This window comes from Vibrio sp. Of14-4, assembly GCF_022347625.1.
GTDB lineage: Bacteria > Pseudomonadota > Gammaproteobacteria > Enterobacterales > Vibrionaceae > Vibrio > Vibrio pristinus.
The window spans coordinates 1-14702 of the sequence record NZ_JAKRGI010000001.1 but is presented as its reverse complement, the minus strand read 5'-3'; the positions used below and the strand labels follow the sequence as shown (position 1 = coordinate 14702).

At 38.8% G+C, this 14702-nt stretch carries 15 protein-coding genes; 10 read left to right on the top strand and 5 right to left on the bottom strand.

Going from position 1 to position 14702, the window contains the following annotated elements; genetic code table 11:
• The first annotated feature begins 19 nt into the window (after positions 1-19).
• Positions 20-3136, top strand: a complete 3117-nt coding sequence (locus tag MHN79_RS20960) for an HsdR family type I site-specific deoxyribonuclease (protein ID WP_239171163.1) — start codon at positions 20-22, stop codon at positions 3134-3136.
• 135 nt (positions 3137-3271) lie between these two features.
• Here the strand turns inward: MHN79_RS20960 and MHN79_RS00070 are convergent, their stop codons facing one another.
• The 3 genes from MHN79_RS00070 to MHN79_RS00060 all read right to left on the bottom strand — a co-directional run bounded on the left by MHN79_RS00070 (position 3272) and on the right by MHN79_RS00060 (position 5793).
• Positions 3272-3565: a hypothetical protein gene (locus MHN79_RS00070; protein ID WP_239171162.1), complete on the bottom strand. Its 294-nt coding sequence runs from the start codon at positions 3563-3565 to the stop codon at positions 3272-3274.
• A 167-nt stretch (positions 3566-3732) separates the two neighbouring features.
• Positions 3733-4353 (bottom strand): hypothetical protein, encoded by a 621-nt coding sequence (locus MHN79_RS00065; protein ID WP_239171161.1) that lies wholly within the window; start codon positions 4351-4353, stop codon positions 3733-3735.
• 90 nt (positions 4354-4443) lie between these two features.
• Positions 4444-5793, bottom strand: coding sequence for a hypothetical protein (locus MHN79_RS00060; RefSeq protein WP_239171160.1), 1350 nt, complete (start codon positions 5791-5793; stop codon positions 4444-4446).
• 104 nt (positions 5794-5897) lie between these two features.
• On the opposite strand from MHN79_RS00060, the gene MHN79_RS00055 reads away from it, so the two are divergent.
• The 6 genes from MHN79_RS00055 to MHN79_RS00030 all read left to right on the top strand — a co-directional run bounded on the left by MHN79_RS00055 (position 5898) and on the right by MHN79_RS00030 (position 10809).
• On the top strand, positions 5898-6137 hold the full coding sequence (locus MHN79_RS00055) for a helix-turn-helix transcriptional regulator (protein WP_239171159.1): 240 nt from the start codon (positions 5898-5900) through the stop codon (positions 6135-6137).
• Between the two features lie 310 nt (positions 6138-6447).
• Positions 6448-7548 carry a site-specific integrase gene (locus MHN79_RS00050; protein WP_239171158.1) on the top strand — a complete coding sequence of 367 codons (1101 nt, stop codon included), beginning with the start codon at positions 6448-6450 and terminating at the stop codon, positions 7546-7548.
• Between the two features lie 97 nt (positions 7549-7645).
• Complete coding sequence (locus MHN79_RS00045) at positions 7646-9169, top strand: hypothetical protein (RefSeq protein ID WP_239171157.1); 1524 nt, start codon at positions 7646-7648, stop codon at positions 9167-9169.
• 40 nt (positions 9170-9209) lie between these two features.
• Entirely contained in the window at positions 9210-9566 is a 357-nt protein-coding gene (locus MHN79_RS00040; protein ID WP_239171156.1) for a hypothetical protein, read from the top strand.
• Positions 9566-10237: a hypothetical protein gene (locus MHN79_RS00035; protein ID WP_239171155.1), complete on the top strand. Its 672-nt coding sequence runs from the start codon at positions 9566-9568 to the stop codon at positions 10235-10237. Before MHN79_RS00040 ends, MHN79_RS00035 begins: the two co-directional genes overlap by 1 nt.
• Before the next feature lie 44 nt (positions 10238-10281).
• Positions 10282-10809 (top strand): hypothetical protein, encoded by a 528-nt coding sequence (locus MHN79_RS00030; RefSeq protein WP_239171154.1) that lies wholly within the window; start codon positions 10282-10284, stop codon positions 10807-10809.
• A gap of 10 nt (positions 10810-10819) precedes the next feature.
• Here the strand turns inward: MHN79_RS00030 and MHN79_RS00025 are convergent, their stop codons facing one another.
• The gene (locus MHN79_RS00025; protein WP_239171153.1) at positions 10820-11200 is read right to left on the bottom strand and encodes a transcriptional regulator; all 381 of its coding nucleotides are present in this window, start codon (positions 11198-11200) and stop codon (positions 10820-10822) included.
• A gap of 407 nt (positions 11201-11607) precedes the next feature.
• Here MHN79_RS00025 and MHN79_RS00020 point away from each other — a divergent pair, with 407 nt between their 5' ends.
• From MHN79_RS00020 to MHN79_RS00010, 3 genes are read left to right on the top strand one after another with little or no spacing between them, the layout of a single operon-like run.
• On the top strand, positions 11608-12732 hold the full coding sequence (locus tag MHN79_RS00020) for a hypothetical protein (protein WP_239171152.1): 1125 nt from the start codon (positions 11608-11610) through the stop codon (positions 12730-12732).
• A gap of 50 nt (positions 12733-12782) precedes the next feature.
• Positions 12783-13145, top strand: coding sequence for a hypothetical protein (locus tag MHN79_RS00015; protein WP_239171151.1), 363 nt, complete (start codon positions 12783-12785; stop codon positions 13143-13145).
• Entirely contained in the window at positions 13142-13897 is a 756-nt protein-coding gene (locus MHN79_RS00010; protein ID WP_239171150.1) for a hypothetical protein, read from the top strand. The genes MHN79_RS00015 and MHN79_RS00010 overlap by 4 nt, the downstream gene beginning before the upstream one ends.
• Positions 13898-14221: 324 nt before the next feature.
• Here MHN79_RS00010 and MHN79_RS00005 read toward each other — a convergent pair.
• A partial coding sequence (locus MHN79_RS00005) for a PoNe immunity protein domain-containing protein (protein ID WP_239171149.1) occupies positions 14222-14702 on the bottom strand: 481 nt, incomplete at its 5' end.

The following is a 14702-nucleotide window of genomic DNA, read 5'->3' as shown; positions in this document are numbered from 1 at the left end:
GTATACGTAAGGAAACCTTGTGACCTACACCAGTGAAGCCCAATTTGAACAAGATGTCATTACCGAACTTTGCAAAAAAGGATGGGAAGATCATGTACTTAAGAATCTTACTGAAGATGACCTGCTACAAAACTGGGCTAATATCCTCTTTCAAAATAACAACACGATTGACCGTCTCAACAATGCACCTTTGACCAAAAGTGAGATGCAACAGATTGTTGAACAAATCATTCAGTTAAAAACGCCGCTCAAGCTCAATGGCTTTATCAATGGTAAAACGGTTTCAATCAAACGTGATAACCCCGCAGATGAACTGCATTACGGCAAAGAAATCAGCTTACATATTTATGATCGCCAAGAAATAGCCGCAGGAAAAAGCCGATACCAAATTGTTCAACAACCTCGCTTTACCCGTAAAAGTGCTGTGCAGCACGACCGAAGAGGTGACTTGGTACTGTTAATTAATGGTATGCCTGTTATCCATTTGGAGTTAAAACGTTCTGGCGTACCTGTGATTGAGGCTTGTAATCAGGTAGAGAAGTATACACAAGAAGGCCACTTTAGCAGTGGTATCATGGCGTTAGTGCTAGTGTTCGTCGTCATGAACCCAGAAAAATCACTCTATTTTGCCAACCCAGGTATCGATGGCACGTTTAACCATGATCACTATTTTCAGTGGGCAAACAGTAACAATGAGCCTGTTAACCGCTGGCATGATGTCATTGCTGATTTATTGTCTATCCCTATGGCTCACCAGTTGATAGGCTTCTATACCGTTGCTGATAACGCTGATGGTATTCTCAAAGTGATGCGTAGCTATCAATATTACGCCGCGAATGCCATTTCGAAAAAGGTCGGTAGCCTTGACTGGTCAATAAAGAACAAAGGCGGTTACATCTGGCATACCACAGGGTCAGGAAAAACAATGACCAGTTTTAAATCGGCGCAGCTTATCGCCAATTCAGGTGATGCTGATAAAGTTGTGTTCCTGGTGGATCGCATTGAATTAGGCACACAGTCATTGGAAGAATATCGAAGCTTCGCAGAAGCCACTGACGATATTCAAAGCACTGAGAATACTTATGTCTTGATCGATAAACTCAAGAGCACCAAGCCTAGCAACTGCTTAATTGTTACGTCGATTCAAAAGATGAGCAACATTCATGATGAAGGTCAGTTGAAGACTGCTGACATCGATTTAATCAATCGGAAACGTATTGTGTTTATTGTTGATGAAGCCCATCGTTCCACTTTCGGCGATATGCTCACCACGATCAAAGCCACCTTTCCTAATGCCGTCTTCTTTGGTTTTACTGGGACTCCGATTCAAGAAGAAAACCAGAAAAAAGACAGTACAACCAGTACGATTTTTGGTGATGAACTCCACCGCTATAGTATTGCTGACGGCATCCGTGATGGTAACGTTTTAGGATTTGACCCCTATAAAATCATGACGTACCAAGATAGTCACTTACGCCAAGCGATTGCATTAGAGAAAGCCAAAGCACTAGACGTGAATGAAGTTTTTGCAGATCCAGCCAAAACTAAAATTTACGATAAGTATATGGATAGTGCACGAGTGCCAATGGCAACTTGTGAAATTAATGGGAAAACCGTCAGAGGGATTGAGGATTTACTTCCATCAACTCAATATGCTCGCATCGAGCATAAGCAAAAAGTTATTGATGATATTCTAGCCAACTGGCCTCGCTTTAGTCGTTCAGGTAAGTTTCACGCAATATTTGCTACTCATAGCATTTCTGACGCATTAGAGTACTACCGTTTATTCAAGCAGCAAGCACCGCAGCTCAAAATTACCGCGCTGTTTGACCCTAACCTAGACAATAAAGGTGGAGCTGTAGTTAAAGAAGCGGCATTAGTTGATATCATAACGGATTATAATCAAGCATTTAACACGACTTATACGCTACCAACTCACGCACACTTCAAAAAAGACATTGCTGCTCGCCTTGCTCATAAGAAGCCATATCAATATATCGAGCACCATCGTGATCAACAGTTAAATCTTTTAATAGTGGTGGATCAAATGTTGACAGGGTACGACTCTAAATGGGTGAACACCTTATATCTCGATAAAACTCTTGAGTATGCGAACATCATTCAAGCTTTCTCGCGTACCAACCGTTTGTTTGGCTTAGATAAGCCTTTTGGCAATATTCGCTACTATCGCAAGCCACACACCATGGAACAGAACATTAATAAAGCTATTAAGCTTTATTCTGGCGACCGTCCGTATGGTTTATTTGTTGATCGGCTAGAAGATAACTTACACAGGTTAAATGACGTATTTTCTGAAATCGAGGCTCTATTTAACAATGAACAAATAAGCAACTTCAACCAGTTGCCAGCAGACGATGCCGCATGTGGCAAATTTGCTAGTTTATTCAATGAGTTCAATAAATATTTAGAAGCTGCGAAAGTACAAGGTTTCAACTGGCAAGAAGATAGCTATCCGTTTGATGACACGGGTAAAGTAGTTGATGTCGATTTCGATGAATCTCAGTTCCAAGCTTTGCTTCAACGATATAAGGAGCTATCTTCTTCAAATGGAAACAATAGTAATTCTCCTGCGGTTCCATACGCTATATCTGGCTACTTGACTGAGCAAAATACGGGGCGAATAGATCATAACTATATGAATGCGCAGTTCACCAAGTTTTTAAAAGAGCTTGATCAACCGAACGTGACACCAGAACAAATGCAGAGAACATTAGATGAATTACATAAGTCATTTTCAACGTTAAATCAGGCAGAACAAAAGCAAGCGCATAAGCTACTGATCGACATTCAGTTGGGGAATATTATTATCGATGCGGGTAAAACCTTCAGAGATTACATCACTAGCGCTCAAGCTGAAGAAGAAGAGCAAGCTTTGCAAGAGATGATTGACGCATTAGGCTTAGATAGAACCCTACTTAAAAAGCTTATGACAGGGCAAATTACAGCCGCTAATTTGAACGATTACGGACGTTTTGACGCACTAAAAGCAACTGTCGATAAATCAAAAGCAAAAAATTACTTAGAAGATAAACTAGGCCACAGTTTATCGCTTCCAAAAGTCAATATTGAACTTAACAAGTTATTAAGAGAGTTCATCTTGCAGAATAGTCTTTAACGATCATCTATCGTCATTATTTGTTGATTATATTAATATAGCCCTAGTTTAAATCTGGGGTTTTATTTTTTCTTATAGTTTCCCCATAAACCAGAGACTTAAATAATGAATTAACTATGGTGGTGAAACGTTAAATCATAAAATATTGAATACTTCTGGTTTCTTTGACTTATAGCGGTTGCAACCATATAAACCTGGAACACGGTTATCTTTCTTAACCTTCTCGCTTCCTGAGTAATTATTCGCCACATGGTATACAGGCTTATCTTTATGTTCAGAATGCATCTGATTCGCTCTATGCAGTGCTTCTTCATCAGAAATATTGCTGTACTTAAGTTTAAACTTTTCAGTTTTTTCTTTTAGGATTTCTTTTTCAATAACATAACTGGATTTACGGCTATTTTTAAATTTAATCACTACATTTTTCATATTACATTTCCTTTAAATAAGCTTAGCCATACTGGCTTGAATATATATTTACCAAGTAATAATTGATTTGTAAATACATTGTTTAAATTTTATTTAATGAGAGACTTTAAATAATTAAAACTCAAAAGAAGGCACGCTATTAATAGCAATGCCTTTTAATTAAATTATTAAATAATTGTCTTTAGGTTACTTGCAACTTCTTTCTTAAACGAGTAATAATCAAAATCTAAAATAGTTTGAATTAATGCAATAAATAGAAATACCAAGCCCGACACAAAAAAGACACCCATAGCATAGAAGAATCCGCCGACCAGCCATTCGGCGATGTTTAGATCATGCTTCCAGACCTCAGAGTGATAGAGGGCGGCACTACCCACTAAACCAACGCTAGTAAGCAAAGTAATATTTTCTCTGTTTGGTTTAAACACTTTACGGAACTCTGTTCTACTGAAGTATGGAATGTATTCACCTGCCGTATGGTTCGCGATACCAACCAAGCAAGTTGACTTCTTCCCTTCCAAATACAGTAAGCTTATTTTTTGACCTGTCAGAATATCTACATCACTATTGAGTACGTACTTTCTTTCCTGTCCGTTATCAAATCTAAGCCAAAATACCGTTTTCTTTTTAGTTCTACTGGTTATGTACGATCTACCCGTTACGGTTGTATCAGAATAGGTATGTGTTGTGGATTCAAGATTAGACGAGATGACTTCGCCTGTACGGACAAAGTATTTCGCTTCTCCATTGCCTGATTTTACTTTCGAATGATTGATGGCTAGTTCCATTTAAAATCTCGCTTTATCATTATCTTACTGCTGTTTACTACACTAGTTGATAGATATCACCCCAAGACAGTTTGAGGAGATGGCATTAAATTATTTTGACAAAGCGACCCACTTCAGATATAGGCTAGTAGCAAGATCTTCATTTTCTGTAAAGAAGAGAGGAATCCGACGGCCATCATACGCAATACGTAAACCATCGTGCTTTAGAGTACTAAACGACCAAGTAAATTGTTTACCTGCCTCCTCTGGTGCATCCATAATCAGTTGAGCATTAGCGACTTCCCAGTTAACCGCTGCATGTTCAGTCCAACTTCCTTGAGCATTTCTTTCCGAAACAGTAACTGTACCATCGTGGTTAAAGGCAAATTTAGATAAACTAGGCTGTGCCGATAATGTTCCCGAATCATCCCAGAAGTGATAAAGCGTTTTACCTGTGAAATTAGCGGTAACAATACTGGTATCTTGAGGATAACTGTCTTCATTGATACCAAGCGTACTATTTGCCATTAAAGTCATGTCATTCTGTGGGGTAACAGAAAGGTAGAAGTCATCAGCGACAAAGAGAATTTCTTCATGCCCATCATCGGTTTGGTATCCACTGTAGGTGTATTTAATTGGCATACTTCCAGCAAAAGTACCATGATCATCTAGCCACGATACGTTATCAGACGTAAACGTCACCTGTAATACACCTTCATCTGTAAAGTAGACGGAATTGGTTGGAATCGCGTCATAAGTTCTTCCCACGAGTAATGCTTGAGCGGTTTTAGGTGCAACAGCCACATTCCCGTCTTTGATTATAATCCCGTCAAGATCTGTCCCCTTGTTCACCTCTGAGTCAACGTGACTTTGAATATTAGCTAACTCCGTCTTGATAGTGCTGACATTAGAAGCAGATTGAGTAATATTATCTTTCAACTTTAGGGCTAAAGAGCGAGCCACGAGATGGGCCTTTTTCGCTTCATCGGCATCATTACCACTTTTCGCCTTTACATAGTCGCCAGATATCAAAGCTGAATTGATATTAAGCTCGGTAGCAACTTCATCAATGGTTCTATTTTCAATCACAGCAAGTGTGGTATAGGGATTGAGTACCATAGCGCCTGCTGGTGCCGCTAATTCAAAGCTTGCTGTAATAGTGCCTCCTTTATCTGTATCAAACGTTTGACCTGCTATAGCACGGGCGATGAGCATATAATTTTTATCGCTTTCAGCTAAACTAATGTAGCCTTCAGCATTCGTTGCCCCCTCCAGTTTCTCATCTTCATCGGCTACCTTATTGCCATTGCGGTCAACATACACTTCCGCATTAACCAAGTAACCATCGATAATTTGAGCCTTTAGTGCTGAAGTATCACTACCGCTATTTCCGTCACTTCCTCCACATCCTGTAATGATCGCCGCTAGACTCACTGCTAGTAAGGTCTTTTTATTATTCATTGGCACTATTCCTCTTATAAATGCAATGTGCACCCATATGGGTGCACATGGATATAGTACTATCTGAGATAGTTCAATGCACCCATATAGGTGCATTAACTACTATGAACTCGATCACAAAATCAAAGAACATCACAGGTGAAAATATAAAAAAAGCCCGTTTAGACAAAGGGTTGTCTCAACAGGATGTAGAGCGTATTGCGACATTACGCGGAATCGATATGACTCGTAGTAAATTAGCAAAAATTGAGACTGGCATGATACGTGTGACGGATGAAATCTTACACAATCTGGCTATGGTTCTTGATGTCAGCGTCAATGTTTTTTTTGATGACCTTTGCTAATAAAATCACCTTTTAACTTCTCTGAACTATCAATCCCCCCAATTAGCTACCTTAGCAATATTGGTTAAATTTTATTCAAACGGTTCATTTTTACGAAAAAAATTTCTCTTCCGAAAATCCAGAAACTCCATTTCCTTATCCGCTTGATAAATTATCTTAAATTTAACATCTCTTGTTTTTTATTATATATAAACAAGGTCAGAGTACATAATTTACTGTTATTTTTCAGTAGCTTGTGTATTTGACAAGTTTTTATCTTGGTCGTAATTTCCATTTCGAATCAATCAAAAATCGAAAAAGAGAAATAATTATGACAGTAAAAACAATGAGCAGCACTCAAAGCTTCAGTCACTATCTAGACATTTTTATTGCGGACGGTGAGTATCGCAAAGTTAAATCTACAAAAAATGGGGAACAACCTCGGATCAACAGATTACGTAAAATTTTTGGTGAAGAAGACTTACGTTCAATCAAGCATAGTACTCTTAGAATGACTATTGCAGGATGGCATTCACACTTAAAAAATAAAACAATTAATGAGCACTTAACTATTTTACGATTTGTCTTCTCAACAGGTTTAGCAGATCAGAGTATTGATCATAATCCGATGGAAAACATAAAGAACCTACTTGTAGAAAAAACAGAACCCGATCCCTTTACTAAGACAGAAATCGCTCGCCTATCGAATTGTAACGATGTGTGCCCGCAGGTAAAAAATGCAACAGCATTGGATATCCTAACAGGTCTTCGTATTAGCGAACTTATCGCCTTGTGCTGGAACGATGTCGATTTGAAAAGCAAAAAGCTTTATGTTCGTCGTGCTTGTGTACTTGATGTTTATAAGTGCCCGAAAACAACAGATTCGATGCGCAATATCGATCTAAACCCGCTTGCTATTTCTATTTTGAAATCCCAGAGAAAACTCACGGGAAAACGTCGAAGTAAAACCGTGAATGTTTTGCAACGCGATAATAAAACATTAAAACAAGAATCTCTTAACTTCATCTTCGTGAATACTAAAACGAATCAACCGTTCACAGATGCTAAAGAGTTCACTGAGCGTTTTTTCAAAAACTATCTCATTGCTGCGGGTGTGAGACATCGCGGAGTTGGCCAGCTACGTCACACATTTGCATCTCAATGCCTAACAGCTGGCATCAACAAGGAGTGGTTAGCACACCAGATGGGGCATACTGACACCAAAATGATTGATCGTCACTACGGAAAGTGGATCCGTGAAGACTCTTTTGATTGTTCATTACAAGCTGCTCGGCATTTACAAGACTCTTTTGGGTTACTCATACCAGACAGCGACATAAAGCTGCCTTGTGCAACTAAGCTTGCATTGGATGCATCGCAAAAATCTCAAGCACCTCAACAACAAGAAAACGTTATGGAGAGTGCGCGATGAGCACTCTTAATAACACGTATTGTAAAAGTGCAATACAAATACAACGACCAGTTGGCTTTCTATTACAGTTGTTTACTCGACCTTGCGGAGGTCGGGTATGAAGACAATTCATTATTATCATAGCAGAGTAAACTATACATCAAGACAAGATGACCGAAGAGCTTGTGAGGCATCATTAAGGCATTCGCTTCGTATCACTCATCGCATAACTGAAGATGGAAATTTCGAACCATTTGAAACAAAAACTTCAATACAATGGTTACCTGAGTTATTGCCTTTCAACAAAATATATGTAAACGGGAACATCACCCGTTTAGACCAGTGGAGGCATGAAGAAAAGTGGAGCTTACTATATCAAGTGGCACCCGCTCCAAAACTTCATATGCATAAGAAGTTACAAAGTCAACGCACCAGCCATAAACACAAAATCAAGAAGGCTATTGCGTCCTTGTTAAAAGCTGGGAATGATAAAGCTGCTGAGTTTCTAAATGACATTTTAAATACAGAAGGTCGCTGTTCATACAGAAAAATTTCGCGATTTAAGCTGCTTCCGATGACATATAAAGCGCAGCGTATCAAGATGCTGGAAAAGTACCTAGACGCACACAATCAGCTGGTTTCCTTTCCAAATGCCAATAACCTGTATGTACAAGAAGGAATTTTTAAAATTCCAGCAAAATGGGGGGTGAGCAATAAATTAATCACCACGGAAGAGTATATTCACTTTACTGAGTTTTTCTTGAAGCATCACTTTCCAGAGTATCCGATTTTTTTTGTTGTTGCCCACGACGATGAAAGATTAGTAGATGAGAATACGGGAGCACATACACATTACTTTCTTTCAGCGCAAAACTCAGTGACTGGCGAGTTTGATCTACTGAAAGCACAGATTGCTGTGGTGAACAGCTATATCCAAGACCGACATCCAAAAATCGAATTGCTTCCTAAAGGCGGAAAACTAAACAGAACTCAAAACAAGCAGTTTGGCGAATACTTCCAACGACTAGTTTTTGATTTTGCTAACAAGCATTTATTTCATTGTAAAGGCCTTCACGCAGAGCTGGCTCCTGAAAGTGAGCGCCGCTCTCAGCAGAGGAAGCAAATGAACAGAGAGTCGAAACTCCCAAAAGAAGAGAGAACGTATAACTTTCAGAACCGCTTAGTTGAAGCTCAACAAGCCAAACTGGCTGAGCTTGAGCAGCAGACACAAATACAAAAACAGTTATTAGACGAAACCGTCATGCTGCAAAGCATCGTACACGGTGAATTGATAATGCAGGAAGATCAAAAAGAGCAAAATGACCAAGAGTTAACGATTCAACATCAAACAATAACTGAACTTCGAACTGAGAGACGCAAACTTGAACGAGTTTTAGACTCGTTGAAGGATGGAATTATTGAATCTCTTAGCCGATTCTGTCAGAAGGTATTCCTCGGGTTAAAAGCCCAGCAATCAGGGCAACAAAAGATGGTGGAATCCTTTTTAGATACGACAATGAAAGAAATGCTCATGCTCCCGCCACACATGCAAACAAGAGCCAAAATACTGTTGAAATCCGTCGATTTGGAACCAAACAAAATGCCTGATCGTGAAACACAGCAACTCGATAAGTTAAGTTAGTAAGTTAGTTACTTAACAAACCTTGATAATAAGAATAATAATGGTGATGATAATAGCTAGGCCTAAATCTTATACAAATCAATATTTTATTCAAATAGTGCAAAAGATTTTAAGTCAAGGAGATGAAGTATCCACATGGCGTATCAAAGAACAGTTGGGGCGCGGAAAATTATCAACTATCAAGAGAGATTTGGAACGACTAATCGACTCTGGTGAAATTGATACGACGCGTAAAGAGCAAAATACTGCTGCTACAGAAAATCCTGTAATCGCTTCTTATGAATTACCCATTGAGGTTCAAAATCTACTAGCCCAGTCTGAGCAAGAAATTTGCATGATAATTCAGCGCATTACCACATCCTTAAATTGCCAAGTTCATCAACATTATGAAACTTGATGAATTATCGTATTCACGAATTCGATACAAAAACTGACTTAGCAATCAAAGCTCAAGCTATGGCAGAAAATACGTGTGCTGAAATGGAAGTTCGACTATTAAAGCAAATCGAACTGAATGAATCACTCGAAGAAAAAATTGAACACATAGACGAATTGCTTATGGAGTCTAGGCATCAGCAATCTGATCTAATCAAGACGAACAATCAGCTTACAAACTCTCTCAAACATACAACGGATAAGCTAGACAGTCATCAAGAGACTATCAATGATCTAAAGGTTAGCTTAGCAAAAATTGAGAAAGGTTTTGCTGCCCAAGCGGTACAGCTTGACTACTCACGTAATGAGGCAAAGAGCTATGAGTTGAGACTATCCGAACAGATAAAATGCCATGAACAAACTGTTCAAAAGATGAACGAAGTATTGGCTGAACTCAAATCAACACAATCAGCACTAGAGAAATCGGATGTATTTCTTCAAAAGCTGCAATCTGAACATCAAGAGCTTTCCGTTAGTAATAAAGTGCTGGAAGCCAACCTTCGTCAGTCACAAGAAGTGATAGCTAACCTGAATTCCAATAACCAGATACTTGAGCAGCAACTTTCACTGTGTATAGAGGAAAGAGACTCTTTCAATGAGTTAGTTAATGAAACAGCATTAAGTGAACAATAAAATATGCTATTTTTACCTTAAATGTACATTTGATGAATGCTTAAATGGAAGTTAAGACTGCATTACAAAGGTTGCATACGTTTGATATGGCGGGAATTTATGTGTATACCAAGAGCAATCTACGGCGAGTGTTTTTTGATGACAGTGCTGAAGCTTTTAAGCAGAGCTTATCGCGTTTGATCAAATTTGGAGTGCTAGAGCGAGCATGCAGAGGGGTTTATGTTTTTGCGTTAAGTCGTCATAAAGGCGGCTATACCATTGAATATGTTGCGAAAAGCCTTAGACGTGGTGAATATAACTACATCTCACTTGAATCTGCTCTTTCAGAGTATGGTGTCATTTCTCAAATCCCAATTGATCGTTTGACAGTGATGACAACGGGAAGAAACGGGACTTTTAAAACGCCATATGGTGTTATCGAGTTTACACATACTGAACGTAGTGACATTGACATCCTGAACAATACGATTCTTTACGATAGACCATTAAGAATCGCAAGGGAATCAGCGGCGATTCGAGACTTAAACCGCGTCGGTAGAAATACTCATATGCTATGCAATGAGTTGGACTGAATGATATTATCTATCGAATACCCCGCAGTCCATTCTCTAGTTCTTGCCCGAAGACAGTCTCAAAATCGGAGAATAGAGCAATTGGTCGCGAAGCTGTTCCTTGCTTTTCGATGCGCACAAAGCCTTTTGATGAAAGCGTTTTGATTGTATTTTCTAGCTCACAGATATCAATTTTACTTATATTAGCTAGTTCCGTAAGGCTATGTGGTTTCTCCTTTGCTATCAGAAGCATCAGTTCAACATTATCTCTGCTGAGAACCTTTGAAGCTTCATCCAGTGTTGTAAACCAGAACTTTGGGATATCTTTAGCACATTGAGTCGTACCAGCAGCTACGTTAATTATATGATTACGAACAATGTTTTCTGACACAATTCCGATGCGAGCTTTCATTCCCTTCCCCTTGATAAAAAATACACTAAGAGTAAGAAATATAGAGCGTTTTTTGGAGCGATACAATATTGCATCTAGATACACCAAATAGAACTATCTTCTGCAACGAGTGTAAATTTCTAGGCGACTTCCCCAGTTATCAATTCACCTCCGATTACGCTACTTCTCTTATCAACGAGTTATGCAAAGCTAAAAGTTAGTTCAGAGTCTCTACTTAAACGTAGCCGTAAGGGAAAAGAGGCTTAGCCCAATATAATTGACGCGCCTGATCAATTTTCAGTTTAAATAGAGATTACTGCTGACATTGTTTAGTGTACATTGATTGCATATAAACGTTCATCAGCCAAACAATGTCAAAGTCGTTGATGATATGACTCGTGAAACTATAGTAATAATGTGAATAAAACATGTCGTCAAAAATGCACCTACTTGCGCACTCAGTTGCCACCCGAATACCAAGCCGTATGCTCCGTCTAATACTCAAAGAATCGAGAATAAACACAAAACGAAGCATAGATGACACTAAAGATGCCATCAATGAACTCGCAAGCTCTTGTGAACTGAAGGATAAGGAAAAAATTGAAAGCTTGTTCCGTGCGTACGAGCAGTTCATCCTTTTTGGTGACAAAACTGTATCGATAAAAACTCTCAAAGAAAAAATCATCAATAAAATCGAAGCTAGAGCAAAAGACATATTGGTGGATCTGCCTTTTACCGAGATCAATTACCCTTTTATTGATGATAATTCTGACGATAGGTTAGAACATACCCCAAAACTGATAAGAACTGATTTAGTCAGCGATGGCCTCTTACTGACCTATGCGTCTATCAAAGTTCTAGAAGAAACTATTGAACTAGACGAAACATACTTTCAGCAACTGAATGCAGGGTTTACTCTTCCAGATGAGCTTTATGACATCAAAGCAAAACGCCATATCAAAAGACGTTATTATGATTCGGTGTACATTAGTTTTTCAGATCAAACAATTGAGTTCCGCTTGGACACTGCCTCTTTGTCGTCGAAACAAGCTATTGAAGAGTCCTTTGCCTATCTAGAGAAATCTTTCCGAGATACAATTGAAAAAGTAATTCCTTCTGAAAACCTTGAGTTTGAAAACGAAAATTTATTTTTAGCAGTACCTGGGGGATATGAAAACTCAAAGCTAAGAGTATGTGAACTTGGTTTTATCGTTGGTTCCGTTATCCATCATGAAAAAATGCGAACAGGAACAAAAGATCTGAGAAATGAGCTGTTCCATAAAGGCGGGAAAAGTAGTTTGGCTCAGTCTCAAACAGCATTACAACCATTCCGAATTGCACTCCGAAAGAGAAGAACTTTGACAACAGTAGAGGGCAGCTATGAGACTGAAGCATACCTACCAGGTACAGCAAAACTGATACAGACTGGTGGAATGCCAGTTTTAGATTACGTGATTTTATCAAACTGCAAAACAGAGATGGATTATACTGATCATATAATTAACATTAAGAACGACATCTCTACATATCGTACAAGGCTTTTAGCAGCATGAATCTAAATGATCTAATTATACGCATTCACAATGATTGGGAGGACACTGATGTGCTCCCAGTCATAGAGCGTGTATTGAGATCTCTCAGCATTCAAAAGGAGTATCTTCAAGATACTCCTATCAACTTACGTGAATTATGTGAATATAGTGGGTTAAGTAGCACTGAAAACGAACTTGTTTATAAAGCTACAAACTACTTGGTACATCCCTCTATACACGTACTTAATCTCAGGTATGAGTTATATGATAATGGCTTGTTCGAGATTACAGCAGATGAGATATATGAAGCCCAGAAAGACGGCGCTTTGTATCATCCAGTCACAGGTAGGGAAATCCCTAACTTTGAAAATGAAGTAACACTTTCTTTTGTTCTTTCTCATGAATTTATCAATGCAGAGGGAGCTATCAGTTGAACAATCAAGCTTCTTCATTACCTTATGGGTCTTTAACTCTAGCTCAAGTTGAAAGTGGTTTTTTTAAAGATACTCTTCCTAATTGTACGGCTGGATTACACTCAGATCTTGCAAGGCAAGACTATAACCATAATTTAGTAAGAGTTTACAATGATTTAGAGAAAGTAATCCAACGGCTAGAAATGCATCCGATCCATAGAGAGCATGATACTGAGGACAGAATCACCATTGAATTAGTTAATCTTTTACATTTCTTGAATCACGCAGCGACTCATGACACGTCTTTTTCTGGTAACTGTGATATATGCATTGAAGAATCTCAGCAAAACTTCCGTTTTTTGGCTGAAGCCAAGATTGACTATAGTACGACGCACATTATGGAAGGGTTTCGACAGTTATCAGATCGATATGGGACACGTGCGTTCAAAGATGGCGCACTACTGATTTACTGTAAAGAAAACAACAGTAGTGAGGTGCTTAGTAAATGGAAGCAATACTTGTCGCGTAAAGAAAATAAAAGCCCAGAGTTTAGCGTCAACTTTACTACTAATGTAGGCGATAATTACTTTGAAACGACACATAATAGTAAAGCCACTGGGCAAATATTCACAGTGAGACACATTGCCATAGCGCTTAAAGATGTTGCTTCAGATAAGAGCGCACGTCGAAAGAAAAAATGCAATCATACATGCATAAATTGCTGCCCATCATACCACCCAGATCCAGATAGTTTACTGGATTACCACATATAATATCTTTTATTGAGTAAAGATTAATCTTTGTAAGGTTAAGACTCAACTTAGTTCCAAGACGATTTACCTGTGAGAGAATAATAAAGTATCATACCAAGTATTAAAGTATCATACTCAAAAGGATGTTCTGCTTTAATCCATCTGGGAATTCTCCGTCAATTCACTCTCTAGGTACTGATATCAATAAATACTTCCGTATCTTCAATACTGGAAAACGCAAGGTACTTGAACGTGAGCTAAGTACTCAGTATTTCGATGCTGTTGGTTCCAATTAAAAATGCCCAGCAAATGCTGGGCATAAAATATAAGGCTTGGCGCGTGTAATTAAGATGTTTGCGATACCCAGAAATAAGCGGTTTCATTGTCATCTTGTATCGGCCCAGGCATTGTCTCCCCTTCCTTGAGAGAAATCACATTGGAAGTCAGGTTAGATTGCCATAACCCCGTGACTGGGCAAGGTGTTTCGGGAAAAGCAATGTTAATGGGCGGTAGTTTATCTTTCGATAGACTTTTATCAAAGCCCTGTTTGCGTGCCTCTTCTACCCAATCTTTAGGGTAATAAGGTAAGTGGTTATAACTGCTATCATCCAAGTTAAACAACAAAGTCACCATGGCGGCTTCCAGCGACCAGTAACCAAAGAAATTAGCGACAGGTCTTTTGTGTCTACCGTACCAATAGCAATCTTTCATGCCTTTATACCAACCTCGAAGATACGCTTTTATGCTTTCTTCACGCTCTTTTTTGCTTGGTTCGAGCGGCCCTGTTTTTATCGCATTGTACAAATGCTGATAGCTTTTAGGGAAG

What these genes read in the sequence shown, in the direction of transcription:
- MHN79_RS00070 (WP_239171162.1), bottom strand. Translation starts at nt 3,565, where the DNA reads ATGAAAAATGTAGTGATTAAATTTAAAAATAGCCGTAAATCCAGTTAT.
- MHN79_RS00065 (WP_239171161.1), bottom strand. Translation starts at nt 4,353, where the DNA reads ATGGAACTAGCCATCAATCATTCGAAAGTAAAATCAGGCAATGGAGAA.
- MHN79_RS00060 (WP_239171160.1), bottom strand. Translation starts at nt 5,793, where the DNA reads ATGAATAATAAAAAGACCTTACTAGCAGTGAGTCTAGCGGCGATCATT.
- MHN79_RS00055 (WP_239171159.1), top strand. Translation starts at nt 5,898, where the DNA reads ATGAACTCGATCACAAAATCAAAGAACATCACAGGTGAAAATATAAAA.
- MHN79_RS00050 (WP_239171158.1), top strand. Translation starts at nt 6,448, where the DNA reads ATGACAGTAAAAACAATGAGCAGCACTCAAAGCTTCAGTCACTATCTA.
- MHN79_RS00045 (WP_239171157.1), top strand. Translation starts at nt 7,646, where the DNA reads ATGAAGACAATTCATTATTATCATAGCAGAGTAAACTATACATCAAGA.
- MHN79_RS00040 (WP_239171156.1), top strand. Translation starts at nt 9,210, where the DNA reads ATGGTGATGATAATAGCTAGGCCTAAATCTTATACAAATCAATATTTT.
- MHN79_RS00035 (WP_239171155.1), top strand. Translation starts at nt 9,566, where the DNA reads ATGAATTATCGTATTCACGAATTCGATACAAAAACTGACTTAGCAATC.
- MHN79_RS00030 (WP_239171154.1), top strand. Translation starts at nt 10,282, where the DNA reads ATGGAAGTTAAGACTGCATTACAAAGGTTGCATACGTTTGATATGGCG.
- MHN79_RS00025 (WP_239171153.1), bottom strand. Translation starts at nt 11,200, where the DNA reads ATGAAAGCTCGCATCGGAATTGTGTCAGAAAACATTGTTCGTAATCAT.
- MHN79_RS00020 (WP_239171152.1), top strand. Translation starts at nt 11,608, where the DNA reads ATGTCGTCAAAAATGCACCTACTTGCGCACTCAGTTGCCACCCGAATA.